This window comes from Pseudomonas sp. GD03903, assembly GCF_029840045.1.
In the GTDB taxonomy this organism is placed as follows: domain Bacteria; phylum Pseudomonadota; class Gammaproteobacteria; order Pseudomonadales; family Pseudomonadaceae; genus Pseudomonas; species Pseudomonas pseudonitroreducens.
Genome location: NZ_JAOCBT010000009.1, coordinates 50,916 through 69,015 on the forward strand (window position 1 = coordinate 50,916; position 18,100 = coordinate 69,015).

General features: G+C 65.6%; 14 protein-coding genes. 5 read left to right on the forward strand and 9 right to left on the reverse strand.

The annotated features are described in order from the left end of the window. Nucleotides 1-12: 12 nt before the first annotated feature. The 5 genes from N5C91_RS16025 to N5C91_RS16045 form a co-directional block, all read right to left on the reverse strand. On the reverse strand, nt 13-2,499 hold the full coding sequence (locus N5C91_RS16025) for a DUF2235 domain-containing protein (RefSeq protein ID WP_279830450.1): 2,487 nt from the start codon (nt 2,497-2,499) through the stop codon (nt 13-15). Continuing rightward, nucleotides 2,487-2,945, reverse strand: a complete 459-nt coding sequence (locus N5C91_RS16030; RefSeq protein WP_279830804.1) for a DUF3304 domain-containing protein — start codon at nt 2,943-2,945, stop codon at nt 2,487-2,489. The genes N5C91_RS16025 and N5C91_RS16030 overlap by 13 nt, the downstream gene beginning before the upstream one ends. 98 nt (nt 2,946-3,043) lie before the next feature. Further along, nucleotides 3,044-3,814, reverse strand: coding sequence for a DUF4123 domain-containing protein (locus tag N5C91_RS16035; protein WP_279830451.1), 771 nt, complete (start codon nt 3,812-3,814; stop codon nt 3,044-3,046). 1 nt (nt 3,815) lies between these two features. Then, a complete protein-coding gene (gene vgrG, locus N5C91_RS16040) occupies nt 3,816-6,218 on the reverse strand; it encodes a type VI secretion system tip protein VgrG (protein WP_279830453.1) in 2,403 nt (800 codons plus the stop codon). A gap of 255 nt (nt 6,219-6,473) precedes the next feature. Then, the gene (locus N5C91_RS16045; protein WP_279830455.1) at nt 6,474-7,037 is read right to left on the reverse strand and encodes a transcriptional regulator; all 564 of its coding nucleotides are present in this window, start codon (nt 7,035-7,037) and stop codon (nt 6,474-6,476) included. Between the two features lie 172 nt (nt 7,038-7,209). Here N5C91_RS16045 and N5C91_RS16050 point away from each other — a divergent pair, with 172 nt between their 5' ends. The 3 genes from N5C91_RS16050 to N5C91_RS16060 are packed head-to-tail and all read left to right on the forward strand — an operon-like array spanning nt 7,210 to nt 12,935. Next, nucleotides 7,210-8,361, forward strand: a complete 1,152-nt coding sequence (locus N5C91_RS16050; RefSeq protein ID WP_279830457.1) for a MexC family multidrug efflux RND transporter periplasmic adaptor subunit — start codon at nt 7,210-7,212, stop codon at nt 8,359-8,361. 27 nt (nt 8,362-8,388) lie between these two features. After that, entirely contained in the window at nt 8,389-11,520 is a 3,132-nt protein-coding gene (locus tag N5C91_RS16055) for an efflux RND transporter permease subunit (protein WP_236174105.1), read from the forward strand. Next, on the forward strand, nt 11,517-12,935 hold the full coding sequence (locus N5C91_RS16060) for an efflux transporter outer membrane subunit (protein WP_279830460.1): 1,419 nt from the start codon (nt 11,517-11,519) through the stop codon (nt 12,933-12,935). Before N5C91_RS16055 ends, N5C91_RS16060 begins: the two co-directional genes overlap by 4 nt. A gap of 275 nt (nt 12,936-13,210) precedes the next feature. On the opposite strand, the gene N5C91_RS16065 is transcribed toward N5C91_RS16060, so the two are convergent. Next, on the reverse strand, nt 13,211-13,519 hold the full coding sequence (locus N5C91_RS16065; protein WP_236174107.1) for an NIPSNAP family protein: 309 nt from the start codon (nt 13,517-13,519) through the stop codon (nt 13,211-13,213). Nucleotides 13,520-13,822: 303 nt separating this feature from the next. On the opposite strand from N5C91_RS16065, the gene N5C91_RS16070 reads away from it, so the two are divergent. Further along, nucleotides 13,823-14,515, forward strand: a complete 693-nt coding sequence (locus N5C91_RS16070) for an MgtC/SapB family protein (RefSeq protein ID WP_279830463.1) — start codon at nt 13,823-13,825, stop codon at nt 14,513-14,515. A 55-nt stretch (nt 14,516-14,570) separates the two neighbouring features. Here the strand turns inward: N5C91_RS16070 and N5C91_RS16075 are convergent, their stop codons facing one another. Continuing rightward, entirely contained in the window at nt 14,571-14,915 is a 345-nt protein-coding gene (locus N5C91_RS16075) for a cupin domain-containing protein (RefSeq protein WP_236174109.1), read from the reverse strand. Nucleotides 14,916-15,159: 244 nt separating this feature from the next. Between N5C91_RS16075 and N5C91_RS16080 the strand changes: the two genes are divergently transcribed. Next, entirely contained in the window at nt 15,160-16,515 is a 1,356-nt protein-coding gene (locus N5C91_RS16080; protein ID WP_279830466.1) for an OprD family porin, read from the forward strand. A 259-nt stretch (nt 16,516-16,774) separates the two neighbouring features. On the opposite strand, the gene N5C91_RS16085 is transcribed toward N5C91_RS16080, so the two are convergent. Both N5C91_RS16085 and N5C91_RS16090 read right to left on the reverse strand, forming a co-directional pair. After that, nucleotides 16,775-17,320: a hypothetical protein gene (locus N5C91_RS16085; RefSeq protein WP_236174111.1), complete on the reverse strand. Its 546-nt coding sequence runs from the start codon at nt 17,318-17,320 to the stop codon at nt 16,775-16,777. An 81-nt stretch (nt 17,321-17,401) separates the two neighbouring features. Beyond that, the gene (locus tag N5C91_RS16090) at nt 17,402-17,812 is read right to left on the reverse strand and encodes a hypothetical protein (protein WP_279830467.1); all 411 of its coding nucleotides are present in this window, start codon (nt 17,810-17,812) and stop codon (nt 17,402-17,404) included. Between the last annotated feature and the right edge of the window lie 288 nt (nt 17,813-18,100).

Below are 18,100 nucleotides of genomic sequence, written 5' to 3' on the forward strand. Positions count from 1 at the left end.
AGGCTAAGGCATTCAGACCTGGGCATCGAGCTGCTCCCGGGCCTGGGCGACGAAGGTTTCCCAGTGGGCATCGATGGCCTGTTGCGCCTGTTGCAGGCGCAGCGCGCCGATGGCCTCGGTCTGCTGGGCGACAAGGGCGCCAACGTGGGTAGTCGGCGCCTGCAGGTCGGCGGCGTTGGCCAGCATCGGCAGCGGCAGGCCATTGCGCAGGTCGATGATGTCGAACTGCGAGAGGGCGCCGGCCATGGCCAGCTTGCCGGCCCAGCCCTTCTGCTTCTTGATCAGCATGACGCCGCCGACGATCATCGCCGCGCCGACGATGCCGCCGGCCACGCTGAACAGGGAGAATGGCTTGTTGCATTCGCTGCCGAAAAACACCATGCGTTCACGGAAGTAGCTGTTCCATGGCTCGCGGGTGCCAAACTTGGCGTGCAGGAACCAGGCGCGGGAGTCGTGCACCTGGTCGTCGAACAGCGCACGCAGCAGGCCGCTGGGCTGGTCGGCGTTGAGGCGTTCGTCCACCTCGCCGCGCTCGGTTTCACTGAGGAAGTTCTGCTGGCCGCGCGGCGGCGGGAACAGCTCGCGCACGTGGGATTGCCCGGCGGCCTTCATGCGCCGATATTCCTCACCTTCGTCGTCGCCGTTGATCAGGTACACGGCCTGCATCGGGAGGCTGTGCAGCGCCCATTCCGCCAGGCTGGTGGGTTCGCGACGGGTGTTGCGGTAGTCCTCGCCGAACTCCTGGGCGGCCTCGCGCAGTTGCACCTGATCCATCTGCGGGTCGTAGTCCTGCACGCCCGGTTGCAGCGGCGGGGCTTCCTGGCTGGGCTCCAGCCGGGCGTCGGCTTCGGCCTGGCGGCGGTTCTTCTTGACCTCGTCCTGTTTGGCGTCGCGGGCTTTTTCCGCAGCCGTGCGCGCGGCGGGGGTGCCCTCCTTGTCCGGCGCTTCCTTGTAGAAGGTGCAGCCCTTCAGGGTGTCGAAGGCGTAGCGATCGATGCGCCAGGCGGTGATCCAGCCCATCTGCACGCGCAGGGCTTCTTCCAGGTTGGTACCGCTGGCCACGGGGACGTACTGATGGACCTGATCATCGGGCAGCGGGTCGGGTGAGTTGGCCAGGCCAAGGGTGAGTTGGCGCCAGGCGTTGAAGCGGGAGACAACTTCTGGTCCTGTATCAAACTCTCGTATCACTTCAGGCCCCATGAACCGCCAACGTTCGTGTTGCAGCTCCTTTGGGAGAGCAGCTGGTGGAACTTTAAACGGGGCGCCACGAGTAAACGCATCAGCATACATATCGTTCAGTGCAATTTGCGAAAGCAGCATGCGGTCATCCTTACCAATCGCCTTCCCCTGCACCCCCGGCGTATAGCCGCCCCCCTGGTCGGAATGCACGCCAGGATGCACCACTTCCACACTGTTGCGCGGGTACTGGCCATCGCTGCGGCGGATGGAATCCAGCGGGAAGCACAGGCGCTGCTCGTGGGCAGCGACTATGTGCAGGCAGCGCTTGAGCAGGTCCGGGTGGGTGTCCCCACAGGTCAGTTCCTGGGTGCCGCTGGCCCAGCTCATGTGCCCGTCGAACAGCGGCACGGCGTGGGCCACGCCCACCGAGGCCACGGTGTCGAGCAGGCCGAGGTACTCGATGCTGACCGGTAGCTTCAGCTCACCCACGGCGAGGCAAGGCTCGCAGGTCTGCCCCGGCTCGGGCTGCACCAGCAGTTCGGTCAGCCACTTGACGAAGGTGCGCGCCTCCGCCGCACCGCGGGAAAAGCCGTAGACGTAGAGCTTGAGGCCCAGCAGCTTGGGGTGACCCGGTGCGGGCTGCTCCAGCGCGATGCGGAGCGGCTCGGCCAACAGCTTGAGCTGGCGCTCGAATTCGCCACGGCGGTTGGCCGCGCCACCCACCTCGGGAAACATCGGCGTGCCCATGGCCTTGACCAAGGCCCCCACGCGGGTGAGCTTGTTGCCTTGCAGGGAACGCTTGAGGGCGTCGATGAGCATCAGCAACGCCCAGTTGATGCGCTCCTCGCCGTAGCCGGCGGCGGCCTGGCCAAAGGCGGTGTAGTCCAGGTCGCCCACCTCGGGGAAGGGCGTGCCAACGCCGGGCATGTAGTACTTGAAGTATTCGCCGCCACCCACGCCGTCCGCATCCAGCAGGCTCTCGGCGCCTTTGCTCAGTGTGGTAGCACCGGCATAGCCGGCACCGATGCTGGCACGGAACAGCCGGGCAATATTGGTCGGGTGCTTCACCTTGGCGATGAACACATCCTGGTTCAGGTTGTTACTGGTGCCATCGAAGAACAGGCTGATGCGCAGCGTCTTGCAGCAAGGTGGCACCACCCGGCGCCCGGCGGCGAGGCACAGGCTGTTGTGGTAGGCGATTTCCAGGTCGCGCTGGCACTCGAGGTTGAGCGCCACCCGGTGCGGCTGGCTGGGCAGACGCCCCTGCACGGGGAACTGCGGCGGGAAGGCAGCATTGTCGACGGATTTCACTTCGGACATGAGGCGGGCTCCGGCATCTGCAGCGGCAACTTGATGGGGTAATTGGGGTTGCTATAGGTCAGGCAGGAGGTGGTCACCTTGAGCTGGTCGCAGGGTAGGAAGTGCACGGTGATGCCGCAGGTTTCCTGGCCGGTGTAGTTCGGGACCGGGACCACTTGGGTGTGTTGGCGTTTTTGGGAGTCAATTTTTTCTAGCCAGGCGTCATACCTGGCACGGTCCCCAAAACCAGGAAAATCCCAGGCTTCGCCAACGCCTGTCTCCCACTCCACCCGCACCGTCATCCCCGGTTTCCACTGCGCCGGCACGGAGAAACAACATCCCCCGCCGCCGCCCTGGTACGGTCCGATGATGTCCACGGCGTTCTGCCCATTGACGCTGAAATGGTTGATGGCCCAGTGGGTATGGTTGACGGCATCGAGGGTGCCGCCGCTGGCCTGGGCCGGCATCGGTGCGCTGGCGCAACCGCCGACGGCGAGGAGCACCAGGGCCATGGCGAGGCGGCGGGAGATGGGGTTTGGCATGGCGTGCGTTTCCTCTTGAATAGTCAAACCTGGGCCAGACGCTGGCGCAGCAGGGCCAGGCGTTGCCGGTCATCGATCAGGCCGGCGGCGCTGGCTTCACGCATGGCGGCATAGGCGAGCTGGAAGCACTGCTCGGCGGAGCGCCCGGCCTTTGCCTCGGGCGGCAAGGTGGCGAGGGCGCAGGTGGCATCGCTGGCACACATCAGGGTGTCGACCTGCAGGTCGCTGAGTTCGATGCGCTGGAACTGCGCGCTGCTGTGCGCGGGCGCGCCATGACCCAGCAAGCGGCGCGGCAGGCCGTCGTGGTCGGCCCAGCTCCAGAACATCGCCGGGCGCAGCAGTTGGCGTTGCTGCTCGGGCTGCAGTACATCCTCGATCAGCAGCGCGAACAGACGCGGGTCGTAATAGCGCAGCAGGCCCAGTTGCCCACCGTTGCGCGCCTCCAGGCAACGGCCGAGGTAAGCGGCCAGGGTGTCGAAGGGCCAGGTGCTGGCCAGCGCCACTACCTGCGGTTTGCCGGCCACCGCCTTGAGCAGCCCTTGCAGCCAATTGCGCTGGGTGGGGTGGTGGAGGTCGATGCGCACCAGCAGTGGGGCCAGATCTTCCGCGCTCTCCTCGGGCAGGCCGGTGAACAGCGAGCGCCAGGGTAGCGGCGGGTGCACCGCCTTGACGGAGGGAATCAACGGTCGCTCGCCCGCGGCCTGGTCGATGATCAGGTCCAGATAAGCGGTGGGCACTTCGCCGCAGGCAGCGTCAAGCAGGTCGATCCACTGGGTGATGAAGGTGCTGGACATTTCAGGACTCCCTCGTGGCGAAACCGGCGGCCATGGCCTGGGCTCTCTTCAGGCAGTCCTTGCAGACGGAGGTGGGCAACTCCGGCAACGGGAAGTCCTGGCTGGTGGGTTGCGTCAGGCGGTGCTGGCCCTTGAGGCTGAGCATGGTTGGACCATGCACCTCGACCTTGCCGTCCGGGGAGAGGCGGATATAGGCGCCGCCGCTGGCAAGGGTGATGCCCTGCTTGGCGGTAATCTGCAGGTGGCCCTGGGTGGACTGGACGGTGATGTCTTTCTGCGCGATCAGGCTCAGGGTGTCGGCATGGGATTCGAGGTTGAACGGCCCCTTGCCGGAGACCAGGCGCATGCCCTCCTCCTGTGCCAGCAGGGACATGGCCTGGCGGCTGTTGGCGTGCAGGCGGTCTTCGCTGGCGAGGTTGACCTCCCCCGCCGATTGCAGGTAGAGCGCCTGGGCGCTGTCGAGCAGGATGCTTTGCGGGCTGACGGCGGCAATGCCGTTGGGGGCGCTGAGCAGCAAGGCGGGGGCGCTGAGTTGCGTGGCATCGGCCTGCAGGCGCCGCAGGCTTTTACGCTCCGGCGCGAGGCTGTGGTGGGACTGGGCGGTTTCGGCCCACGCCGCCATCTGGTTCACGGCGCCCTTGAGCAGGCCTTCCGCCGGTTGCATGGCGAGTACCTGGCCCTGGCTATTGGGCTGTGCATCAGCGCTGATGAACAGCCCCTTGCCGGCTCGCAGGGCACCCCAGGCATCGGTGCGCAGTTCAAAGCCCTCGCCGCGTTTGTAAGGCGGCAGATCGTCGGTGGCGAGGTGCCCCAGGTTGAGCTGGCTTTGCCCGCTGTGGGGGCTGCGCAGGTGGATGTGCTCTTGCCCGCGCAGGTCGTGGATGCGTAGCTCGTTGTCGGCTGGCGTGCGAATCCTGTTGTAGCGGTAGTTGCGCAAGGTCACCAGGTCGGGGTGCCGGGAGTCATGCAGCGCGTGGGATATGTAGGGTTTGTCGATGTCGCCTTCGAGGAAGAATATCGCGACCTCGGTGCCCTGGATCAGCGGGAAGTGGAAGCCATGGGTCTCCCCCGCATAGGGCCGTGCCAGGCGTACCCACATGCTCTCGTGGCCGGGCCTCCAGCTGGGCGTGTCGCGGTCGAATAGGAAGCTGACCCGGTAGCGGCCTTCCCTGTCGATATGGCCGTAGAGGTCGTTGGGCTGCGGGCTGCTGACGCGGGCAGGGATGGTGCCGGCGATGACGGGTTTGGCGAGCAGCGGTGGGCGGAAGCAGATGTTCTCCGCATAGGGGATGGCGTCGAAGTTCGCTTCGAAGCTGCGATCGCGGGCAGCGCAGGTACGTAGGTGGGTGATCACGGCACCGGGGCCGAAGGCCTCCGGGGCGCCACCATCGACGCTCAGGACCTGGCCGGGGGCGAGGAATGCGCTGCTGGTGCAGCCACTGAGACAGGTCTGCGCGTTGAGGTAGCGTTCATGGCGCAGACGAGCGTAGGAGAAACCCGACTCCAGTTGCGCATCCTGGTCGTAGCGGTCGCCCAGTACGGTGTAGGGCTCGGCATAGTGGTAGGCCTCGCCGTAAGTCGTGGTGTCACCACGGGTCTGGTCGATATCGCCATCGAGGTAGGCACCGGCATTGCGTGGGTCGTAAGTGCGGAAGTACACCTCCTTGTCGACGACGCCATGCTTGGCTTGCAATCGCCAGACAGCATCCTGGCCACTGCTGCTGGTACCGGACTGCGGTCTTAACGGCAGGCGAACGTCGAACTGGTAACTGCTCTGGTCATCGTGAAACTCCACGACATCGATTTTCAGGCGCTCGTCGGTGGTGAAGCGGTACCAGATTCCGGCCTCAGCCAAGATGCGCTCGATGAACGACAAATCGCTTTCGCCGTACTGCATGACCTGCTCACGGCTGGGGTAGTCGCCGCGCTTGAGGTCGAAGAGAAAATCCTGCCCGCGGAGGTGGTGTCGGTCGCTGCGCAGAATGCTTTCGACGATCTCCGGCACCGACTGCTGCAGGTAGATGCGGTACTGCTTGCCGCGCCCCAGTTGAGCGAGGCGCGGCTGCAGGAGTACTTCGTAGTGCGCTTCATCCCTGGAGCCGGAGAGACGGCGGAATCGACTGACCACGCCGTACAAGGTGCGCAGCGGCTTGGCCGGCGGGATGGCCATGCCAGCGTAGGGGACGGGTACGGGGGGCGGGTAAAGGCTGAACTGGGCGTCCTGACCCAATATGGCGCTGGCCGGGATGTCCTGTTGCGAAGAGGTGAATTCGATGCGGTAGGTGAAGACCTGGCTGAGGGCTTCCTCACCCTCGAAAGCGAGCAGGTCGAGTTGAGTATCCAGGCCGCGAACACTGAACTTGTGGCGGCTGTGGTCGAAGAGTATCCGCGTTTCCTGAAGCATGCCTGACCTCCGTGCGTGCTATGGGTGCGAGCGCAGGAGATAGGCTGGGACACCTGATGTAGCCGACCTGCTGACTCAGTCGGCCACGATATGAGCTACCTAATACCCAGACATATAGGAATGGTCCGGGAGGGTGCCGGAAAGATCAGGGGAAAAGTCTTGGGGACTACAGATACTTCTCTTCAATGAAGCCGACTGGACCAGAGGGGACACCTTCCAGCGCGGTAGCGGTGAATCCACCCGCGAAACACGGCATCAGCCCTGGGGCTGGACCAGCGCCCCGTGGAGGAACAGTTGCTCCAGCACGTGGGCAGAGCTGGAGCTGGCCGCGCGGCCATAGCGCTCGGCGTCGACCATGCCGTAGAGCATCGAGAGGAACAGTTCGGTGAACACCGCGGCGGTGATGTCGATGCGCAGCACGCCGCTCTGCTGGCCGCGCAGGAAGAAGGCATCCACCGCCTCGGTGTAGTAGCCCCAGCGCTCGGCGGTGGCCTCCATGTCGAGGTTCTCGGCGCGGTACTGGAACAGCAGGAAGTTCAGCATGTCGCGGTGCTTGAGGTGCTCGGCGATCAGCCCTCGCAGCGCCTCCAGCGGCTCGGCCTGCTGCAGCCCGGCGGCTTCGAGGATCTGCCGGATCACCACATGGCCGTAGTCCTCCAGCATCGCCATCAGCCCATCGCGGGTACCGCAGAAGCGGTGCAGCGTCGCCTTGCTCACCCCCGCCGATTCCGCCAGCTCTTTCAGCGTCGCCCGTGGGCGGTCGACGATGGCGACGGCCAGCGCCTTGAGCAGACGTTCATCATGGGCGGAAAGTGTCATTCGGGGGCCTCGTGTCAGGTGGCGGATCGTCTCATTGTGCAGAAAAAGACCTTCCTTTTGAAAGGTCATGACACATTTTATACATCACAGAAGCAAATGAGACATTCTTGACTCATTTTGGTTTTGAAAGGATCATACGCACCTTTCCAGTTAGACAGACCCCGGGTGAAACATGGGCAGGTTGCGTGCAGTAGGGACAATCAGTGCGCTGGTGACGGCGTTGGCGCTGGCGGGTTGCGGACAATCCGCCGAGCCCCAGGCCGCCGCCGAGACGGCGCGCCCGGTGGATGTGGTGGCGGTCGCGACCGAACCGCTCACCCTGACTTCGGAACTGCCGGGGCGCATCGAGCCGATGCGCGTGGCCGAGGTGCGGGCGCGGGTGGCGGGGATCATCCTGCAGAAGCGCTTCGAGGAAGGCGCCGACGTCAAGGCCGGCGACCTGCTGTTCCAGATCGATCCGGCGCCGCTCAAGGCCGCCGTGTCGCGCGCCGAAGGCGACCTGGCGCGCGCCCAGGCAGCGCAGCAGGAAGCCCAGGCCAGGGTGAAGCGCTACGAGCCGCTGGTGAAGATCGAAGCGGTCAGCCAGCAGGACTTCGACACCGCCACCGCCGACCTGCGCAGTGCCCAGGCCTCCGTGCGCTCGGCCCAGGCGGACCTGGAAACCGCACGCCTGAACCTGGGCTACGCCTCGGTCAAGGCGCCGATCTCCGGGCGCATCGGTCGCGCCCTGGTGACTGAAGGTGCGCTGGTCGGCCAGGGTGACGCGACGCTGATGGCGCGCATCCAGCAACTCGACCCGATCTACGCCGACTTCACCCAGCCGGTGGCCGACGCCCTGCGCCTGCGTGAAGCGCTGAAGAGCGGCAACCTCCCCGCCGGCCAGAGCCAGGTGCTGAGCCTGCGCGTCGAAGGCACCCCATACGAGCGCAAGGGCGAGCTGCTGTTCACCGATATCTCGGTGGATCGCGGCACCGGCCAGGTTTCGCTGCGCGGCAAGTTCGACAACGCCGACGGCCTGCTGCTGCCGGGGATGTACGTGCGTGTCACCGCCCCGCAGGGTACCGATGCCAAGGCCATTCTGGTGCCGCAGCGCGCCGTGCAGCGTGCCACCGACGGCACCGCCCACGTACTGGTGATTGGTGCCGAGAACCGTGTCGAGACGCGCCAGGTTCAGACCGGCGCCATGCAGGGCTCGCGCTGGCAGATCAGCCAGGGCCTGGCCAGTGGCGACCAGGTCATCGTCGGCGGCCTGACCGGCCTGCAGCCCGGCGCCAAGGTCGAGGCCCGTCACGCCCCCGAGCAACAGCAGGCGTCGCGTCAGTAAGGCGAGCATCGCCGCGAGGAATTCCCCATGTCACTGTTCTTCATCAAGCGCCCCAACTTCGCGTGGGTGGTGGCGCTGTTCATTTCCCTGGCCGGCCTGTTGGCGATTCCGCTGCTGCCGGTCGCCCAGTACCCCAGCGTGGCGCCGCCGCAGATCACCGTCACCGCCACCTACCCCGGCGCCTCGGCGCAGGTGCTGGTGGACTCGGTCACCAGCGTGATCGAGGAAGAGCTCAACGGCGCCAAGGGTCTGCTCTACTTCGAATCCACCAGCAACTCCAATGGCATGGCCGAAGTGGTGGTCACCTTCCAGCCCGGCACCAACCCGGAGCTGGCCCAGGTGGACGTGCAGAACCGCCTGAAGAAGGCCGAGGCGCGCATGCCCCAGGCCGTACTGACGCAGGGCCTGGAGGTCGAGCAGACCAGCGCCGGCTTCCTGTTGATCTACGCGCTCAACTACAAGGAAGGTTCCGCGCGCACCGATACCACCGCCCTGGGCGACTACGCCGCGCGCAACATCAACAACGAGCTGCGCCGCGTGCAAGGCGTCGGCAAGCTGCAGTTCTTCTCCTCCGAAGCGGCCATGCGCGTGTGGATCGACCCGCAGAAGCTGGTCGGCTATGGCCTCTCCATCGATGACGTGGGCAACGCCATTCGCGGGCAGAACGTGCAGGTGCCGGCCGGCAGCTTCGGCGCTTCCCCCGGCAGTACCGAGCAGGAGCTGACGGCTACCCTCGCGGTGAAAGGCACCCTGGACGACCCGGCGGAATTCGGTCGCATCGTCCTGCGTGCCAATCCGGATGGTTCCACCGTGAAGCTGGCCGACGTTGCGCGCCTGGAAGTGGGCAGCGAAAGCTACAACTTCACCGCCCGCCTGGACGGCAAGCCGACCGTGGCCGGCGCCATCCAGCTGTCGCCCGGGGCCAACGCCCTGCAGACCGCCGCGCTGGTGAAGGAACGCCTGGCCGAGCTGTCGGTGAACTTCCCCGACGACGTCGAGTACTCGGTGCCCTATGACACCTCGCGCTTCGTCGACGTGGCCATCGAGAAGGTCATCCATACCTTGCTCGAAGCCATGGTGCTGGTGTTCCTGGTGATGTTCCTGTTCCTGCAGAACGTGCGTTACACCCTGATCCCGGCCATCGTGGTGCCGGTGTGCCTGCTGGGCACGCTGACGGCGATGTACCTGCTGGGCTTCTCGGTGAACATGATGACCATGTTCGGCATGGTGCTGGCCATCGGCATCCTGGTGGACGACGCCATCGTGGTGGTGGAGAACGTCGAGCGGATCATGGCCGAGGAAGGCCTCTCCCCGCCTGCCGCCACCGTCAAGGCGATGGGCCAGGTGTCCGGCGCGATCATCGGTATCACCCTGGTGCTCTCGGCAGTGTTCCTGCCACTGGCGTTCATGGCCGGTTCGGTGGGCGTGATCTACCAGCAGTTCTCCCTGTCGCTGGCGGTGTCGATCCTTTTCTCCGGCTTCCTCGCCCTGACCTTCACCCCGGCGCTGTGCGCCACGCTGCTCAAGCCGATCCCTGCGGGCCACCATGAGAAGCGCGGCTTCTTCGGCGCCTTCAACCGTGGCTTCAACCGCCTGACCGAGCGCTACACCCTGCTCAACACGGCGCTGGTGAAGCGTGCCGGACGCTACATGCTGATCTACGCCGGCATCGTCGCGCTGCTCGGCTACAGCTACCTGCGCCTGCCGGAGTCCTTCGTGCCGGTGGAAGACCAGGGCTACATGATCGTCGACATCCAGCTGCCGCCGGGCGCCACCCGTGCGCGCGCCGATGTCACCGGCCAGGAGCTGGAGCAGTTCCTGAAATCCCGCGAGGCCGTGGCCTCGTCCTTCCTGGTGATGGGCTTCAGCTTCTCCGGCATGGGCGAGAACGCCGCGCTGGCCTTCCCGACCCTGAAGGACTGGTCCGTGCGTGACAAGTCGCAGTCGGCCGAAGCGGAAACCGCCGCGGTGAACGAGCGCTTCGCCGGCATCAGCGACGGCGCGATCATGGCCGTCACCCCGCCGCCGATCGATGGCCTGGGCAACTCCGGCGGCTTCTCGCTGCGCCTGCAGGACCGCGCCGGCCTCGGCCGCGACGCGCTGCTGGCGGCCCGCGACCAGTTGCTCGGCGAGGCCAACGGCAATCCGAAAATCCTCTACGCCATGATGGAGGGTCTCGCCGAGGCACCCCAGCTGCGCCTCGATATCGACCGCGAGAAGGCGCGCACCCTGGGCGTCAGTTTCGAGTCCATCAGCAGCGCACTGTCCACTGCCTTCGGCTCCTCGGTGATCAACGACTTCGCTAACGCCGGCCGCCAGCAACGCGTGGTGGTGCAGGCCGAACAGGGCGACCGCATGACCCCGGAAGCCGTGCTCAAGCTCTACGTGCCCAACAGCGCCGGGGAGCTGGTGCCGCTGTCCGCCTTCGTCAGCACGCGCTGGGAAGAAGGCCCAGTGCAGCTGGCGCGCTACAACGGCTACCCGTCGATCCGCATCTCCGGCGACGCCGCCCCTGGCGTCAGCACCGGCGAGGCCATGGCCGAGATGCAGCGCCTGGTCGCCGAGCTGCCGGCGGGCATCGGCTACGAGTGGACCGGCCTCTCCTACCAGGAGAAGGTCGCCAGCGGCCAGGCCACCCAGCTGTTCGCCCTGGCGATCCTGGTGGTGTTCCTGCTGCTGGTGGCGCTCTACGAGAGCTGGGCGATCCCGCTGTCGGTGATGCTCATCGTACCCATCGGCGCCCTCGGCGCGGTGCTCGCGGTGACGGTCACCGGGCTGCCCAACGACGTGTACTTCAAGGTCGGCCTGATCACCATCATCGGCCTGGCGGCGAAGAACGCGATCCTCATCGTCGAGTTCGCCAAGGAGCTCTGGGAACAGGGCCACAGCCTGCGCGACGCCGCGATCCAGGCCGCACGCCTGCGCTTCCGCCCGATCATCATGACCTCCATGGCGTTCATCCTCGGCGTCGTGCCGCTGGTGCTCGCCAGCGGCGCCGGCGCCGCCAGCCAGCGCGCCATCGGCACCGGGGTGATCGGCGGGATGCTCAGCGCCACGCTGCTCGGCGTGATCTTCGTGCCCATCTGCTTCGTCTGGCTGCTGTCACTGCTGCGTCGCCAACCTAAACCTGCGCAACAAGCTTCGGAGGTCGCGCAATGACCGCCCTGCATAAACCCGCCTGCGCCTTGCTGCTGGCGCTGAGCCTGGCCGGCTGCTCGATGGCGCCCACCTACGAACGCCCCGAAGCACCGGTGGCGTCGAGCTGGAACAGCCCGGCCGCGAAGACCGGCGAGGCCGCCAGCAACCTCGACTGGCAGACCTTCATCGTCGACAGCGAACTGCGCGGCCTGGTCAGCACCGCCCTGGACAACAACCGCTCGCTGCGCCAGACCCTGCTGGATATCGAGCAGGCCCGCGCGCAGTACCGCATCCAGCGCGCCGACCGCGTACCGGGGCTGAACGCCGCGGCCAACGGCAATCGCCAGCGGCTGCCGGCGGACCTGTCCAACAGCGGCGGCTCGGCAGTGAGCAGCAGCTACCAGGTTGGCCTGGCGCTGCCCGAGTACGAACTGGACCTGTTCGGCCGGGTGAAGAGCCTGACCGACGCCGCACTGGAGCAGTACCTCGCCACCGAGGAGGCCGCTCGCAGCGCGCGCATCGCACTGATCGCCGAAGTCAGCCAGGCCTATCTCACCTACGACGGTGCCCAGCGCCGCCTGCTGCTCACCGAGCAGACCCTGGCCAGCCGCGAGGATTCGCTCAGCCTGATCAGCCAGCGACGCAGCGCCGGCGCGGCCACCGCGCTGGACTATCAGGAAGCCCTGGGGCTGGTCGAACAGTCCCGTGCGGAGCTGGAAAGCAACGCCCGGCAGAAGCAGCAGGCGCTCAACGCCCTGGTGCTGCTGCTCGGCACTGCCGATGCGGCCAAGCGCATCCCGCAGGTACCGCAGGACAAACCGATGCTGATCCAGGACATCGCTCCGGGCACCCCATCGGAGCTGATCGAGCGGCGCCCGGATATCCTCGCCGCCGAGCATCGGCTGAAGTCGCGCAATGCCGACATCGGCGCGGCCCGCGCGGCGTTCTTCCCGCGCATCAGCCTGACCGGCAGTTTCGGTACATCCAGCGCGGAAATGTCCGGGTTGTTCGACGGCGGTTCGCGCTCCTGGAGCTTCGTGCCGACGCTGTCGCTGCCGATCTTCGACGCGGGGCGCAACAGCGCCAATCTCGACCTCGCCAAGGTGCGCAAGGACTCCGCCGTGGCCGCCTACGAAGGCACCATCCAGACCGCCTTCCGCGAAGTCGCCGATGCGCTCGCCGCGACCGATACCCTGCGCCGCGAGGAAGCCGCGCGCCGCGCGCTGGCCAACACCACCAACGAGACGCTGAAGCTGGCCAAGGCGCGCTACGAAGGCGGCGTGGACAGCCACCTGCGCTACCTCGACGCGCAGCGCAGCAACTTCGTCAACGAGTCGGCCTACATCGAGACCAGCACCCAGCGGCAGATCGCCCTGGTCGACCTGTTCCGCGCACTGGGTGGTGGCTGGAGCGGCGAGGTGACGGCGCGGCGCTGATCCACCACCTCCACGCAGGGCGCATAACCCGGACCGGTTATCCGCCGCCATGGCGGATAACGCCTCCGGCGTTATGCGCCCTACGCTGCTGCTCTGCCGGCGGATGGCGATCGCGGACGGAGTCCGCTCCTGCCGAGCCTGATCCCCGCGCAGGAGCGGGCTTCGTCCGCGATGCCCCCAGCCACGGGATACCGGGCGGCTGACTCTGTGCCCGCTCCTGCAGGGTGCTCCACCCTCAAGGCCGGCGCATGACGAACAGCTATTCCGCAGACTGATCAGGCACCGAACACCGGCCGGAAGAAACTCCGCTCGTAGCTGAGGATGCAGCGGGTTTCCTCGGCGTAACGGAAGGCGGCCTGGCACTCGGCATCGTCCATGGATTGCTGCCGGTAGCGTTCGTAATCGGCCAGGCTGGGAAAGGTGAACATCGCCAGGGCGATGTTGCTGGCGCCCTCGGAAGGCAGGAAATAGCCATGGTGCTGGCCGCCGAAGCGCTCCACCAGCGGGATCCACAACCGGCCGTAGTGTTCGAATTCCTTGAGCTTGTAAGGGTCCAGCACGTAGCGCAGGTAACAGGTGACCATTTTGCCAACTCTCTTCCAGTGAAAGGGGGCGGCCACTGTACCTAGTTCTCGCGGGAACGCCTAAACGGCCTCCCCGGCATATGGCTCTTCGTAGGAGCGAGCTTGCTCGCGAACAGACCTCCCGGCGACCTCGTAGTCAAGCGGTTCGCGAGCAAGCTCGCTCCTACAGGTCACAGCCCACCTGCGACATGTCAGCCCGTATCGCTTGCCAGCCCGTTAGACTGGACGCACCTCCATAATCACCAGGGGCACGATGCTCCTTTCCACCGGCGTCGGCACAAGACCGGCGCGGAGCACAACGGCATGTACTTCGACATCATCCTCGACCTCTTCGCAGCGCTCTGCTTCGGCGCGCTGATCGGCATGGAGCGCCAGTGGCGCCAGCGCTTCACCGGGGTCGCCACCCATGGGCTGGTTTCCCTTGGTGCCGCCACCTTCGCCACCCTGCCCTTCCTCATGGGCGCGGAAGACCAGGTGGTGCGCATGTCCGCCCAGGTCGTCACCGGCATCGGCTTCCTCGGCGCCGGCGTGATCATGCGCGACGGCCTCAGCGTACGCGGCCTGAGTACCGCGGCGACGATCTGGTGTACCGGCGCGGTGGGCGTGCTGGCCGGCAGCGGCTTTCTCGCGGCGGCGCTGGTCGCCACCCTGCTGATCGTGCTGTGCAACCTGACGCTGCCCTCGGTGACACGCTGGATCCAGCGTCACGCGCCGATAGAACCGAGCAGCGAGCGCTACTACACGGTCGAAGCCGTCACCGAGGCCCACCAGGAAGCGCTGGTGCGCTCCACCCTGCTGCGCCGCCTGAGTGCCAACGGCCTGGCCCTGCAGAGCCTGGAAAGCCACGCGCGCAAGACCGGCGGCGAAGTGGAGGTGGCAGCCCTGGTCCTCGCCCCCTGCGACAAGGACAGCCTGCTGGAAGCCCTGGTCGGCGAACTGGCGCTGGCGCCGTATGTGTCGGCGGCCAGCTGGTCGGTCAGCGACGGCCCGCAGTGATCCTCGCGAATGAAAAAGGGAGCCCATCGGCTCCCTTTTTTCTCTCCATGCAGGCTCAGGCGAAGACGAAATACTTGCGCACCGTCTCCACCACTTCCCAGGTGCCCTTCATGCCCGGCTCGATGACGAATACATCGCCGGCACGCAGATGGATCGGCTGCTCACCCTCGGGGGTGATGACGCAGTAGCCGTCGAGAAAATGACAGTACTCCCACTTCTCGTAGTTCACCTGGAACTTGCCGGGGGTGCAGATCCAGGTGCCCATGATCTTGCTGCCGTCCGCCGACAGGTAGGCATTGAGGTTGACGGTGTGCGGATCGCCGCCGATGCGCTGCCACCTGGTGGCATCCAGCACGGGCGTCGGGCAGGTGTCGCGCAGCACGGTAATGAAGTCGGACATGTCAGCTCCAGATCGTTTCGGTGAGGGTTCGCCACCCTAGGCATCGACCACCCGGAACGATTGCCTGGTTCCGACATCGGCTTGCCTGCCAGCGCTGCCCAGCCGCTGCCTGACAGATTTGTCATGCGCCGCTCACCGGGTCGTTATCCACGCTCCTACACGATGCCCGTGGCCCTCGCCACGCCTGGGCGAAAACAACAACAGCAGGCGGTAACCAAACCACCCTGCCCTTGGGAGCACATCCATGCATCACACGTATCGAAAGTACCGACACAAGTTTCCGCTGGCGGCTTCGCTGCTGGCTCTGGGAGTCGCATCGCCGACCGTCTTCGCCGAGGCGACCACCGAAGAGAAGCCTGAAGGCTTCATCGAAGGCGCCAGCCTGGAAGTCCTCAACCGCAACCTCTACTTCAACCGCGACGCCCGCCATGGCCAGTCCGCACCGCCGCGCGGCAACGGCTACTCGGAAGTCTGGGCCCACGGGATCATCGGCAAGTTCGAATCCGGCTTCACCCAGGGCACGGTCGGCGTCGGCGTGGACGCCTTCGCCATGCTTGGCTTCCAGCTCGATACCGGCGATGGCCGCAACGGCGCCGGCAGCTCGGTGGACGTGCTGCCCACCGACAACGACGGGCGTACCGAAAGCGACTACTCCAAGGCCGGTGGCGCCGCCAAGGTGCGCCTGTGGGACACGGTGCTGAAGGTCGGCGACGTGTTCCCCGAGACTCCCGTGGTGCACTACGGCGACTCGCGCCTGCTGCCCGAATCCTTCCGCGGCTTCACCCTGCAGAACACCAGCCTCGAAGGCCTGACCCTGCAAGGCGGCCGCCTGCACGCCATGAGCCAGCCGCAATCGCGGCAGATGGACGACGGCTTCGCCACCTTCTACGCCGGCCCGGTGGATTCCTCCTGGCTCGCCTACGGCGGCGGTGACTACACGATCAATGACAATGCCAGCGTCAGCCTCTACAGCAGCCGCCTGAAGGACGCCTGGAACCAGTACTACTTCGGCACCGCGTTGAACTTCCCGCTCAGCGAGGCAGTGGAGCTGTTCGGCGGCTTCAACTACTACAAGTCGCAGGACGAGGGCCGCGAGCTGCTCGGCGAGTTCAACACCAACATCTGGAGCGCCAGCGCCGGCGTGCACTTCGGCGCCCACCGCATCGCCGTCAGCCACCAGCGCAACAACGGCAACAACGATTTCGACTACCTGCGCCAGGCCGACTCGATCTACCTCGACAACTCCATCCAGTACAGCGACTTCAACTCGCCGAAGGAACGTTCCTGGATGGTCCGCTACGACCTCGACATGGCCACCTACGGCGTGCCGGGCCTGAGCTTCATGACCCGTTACGCCCGCGGCACCGACGCCGATTACTCCAACGCCAACGCCGTCTACATGCGCCGCGACGACAATGGCGATCCGCTCACTGACCAGAAGCGCTGGGAGCGCGACATCGAGGCCAAGTACGTGTTCCAGGAAGGCCAGCTCAAGGACCTGTCCCTGCGCGTACGCCAGGCGACGACCCGCGCCACGGCCTTCGAATCGGACCTGGACGAAGTGCGGCTGATCATCGAGTACCCGTTGGCGGTGCTGTAACACCAGCGCCGGGCGGGCGGATGACGGAATTGTCAGCTGCGCCTCAGCCTGCCGTTAGGCGCCCCTGCGTATAACGGCAGGCATCACCGCCCCCCAAGGCAACCGGTGATGATTTTCCCCGCAAGACTGCTCCGCTTCCTGGCGCTCCACGTGCCCCTTTGGAGGAAGAGGAACCCTCGGCGCCCGCAAGGGCGCCTTTTTTTCCCGAGACAAACCGGCAACCGGCTCTGCTTTCAGCGCGGCCGGAGACGAGCCCGGATCAGAACAGCAGGCCCTGGTAGTGCCCTTCGTTGTAGATGGCATCGGCGAGCCCCTGCGCACTCACGTCGTTCCACTGGATTCCCATGATCCACGGTTCGTTGTAGGGCCAGAACCGCAACTGCGACTTGTAAACCACGCGCTTGAGCGTCACATCGACAGCCGCGATGCGGTACTGGCCTTCGACGTAGAGATTCGACATACCCATTACCTTTCCGCCGTTGGGGGTAATGACCAGCACAAATTGCGCACCGAACTCCTTGGCCTTGGCCAGGTGGGAATCCGGATCGAGCTCAAGACCGTTGGAGTTCGCGTACTTGACCTGGTATCCGGCCCACTCGAGCTTGCGTGTCAGGCTCTTCTCCAGCAGCGTATTGAACTCCGGCTGGGTGCTACCCACCAGCGACATGACATAGATGCTCTTTGACGCCGAGGTGTATCCCTCCGCGATATTGGACTTGGAAACAGCGGTCGGCTGGCTGACGCATCCCCCGATCGCGGACAGCGTGACCAGCAGGAGCAATCCCCCGAAAATCTTCTTGAGCATGAACGGCAAACCTTCTCGTTGTTGTTTGTTTGACAGCAGAGGGCGCCCCGGCGCCCCGCCAGGTTCTCCAGCGCCCGGCAGTCACGCTGCGCTATTGGCGCGAATGACTTTGTTGGCGTCGTAGGACGTGCGGTACAGCACGTAGAGAGCGAGGATCGGAACCAGCGCGATAGCGGTCCTGAAGAGCGCATAGCCCACCGAGGAAAGCCGCTTGTTGAGCAGGAAGATGAACACCAGCATGGCGAGCCAGAACAGCGGCACGAGGAAAAACACGGCAAGGAACAACAGCGGTACGCCGCCGGCCATTTGAAAGATCAGCGACGGCAGGAAACTGGCGAGAAAAGCGGCGCAGAACGAATACTGCATGCGCTTCTTGAGCTTCAGAATCTCGGCGGTGGACTGCGTCACGACCAGCTTGGCGGCAGGGGGCGCATATACCTCTCTGATATCGATCTCCGCGATATTCCCGATCTCGATATTCCGCTCTCTCATCCAGGCATCCTTGGCAACATTCAACTGATGGGTGATTCAGGAATGGGCTCCCGCGCGGCGCAGCCTGTCGGACCAAACCCCAGGCAATCTCCCACGCGAAAAGCCAGGCTTCCTGCAGCCTGTATCCGAGTTCTTACAGATGGGGTGGCATGGTGCCACTTGGCTTGGACGGCGCAAGTGACCCTTGCGCCAATCTGGGCGACGGTTCTACCGCCCTCCGGACACTGCAACGCGAACGCTCAACCCCGCAGGGCGGATAACCGTCGAGGTTATCCGCCACTTCAGCGT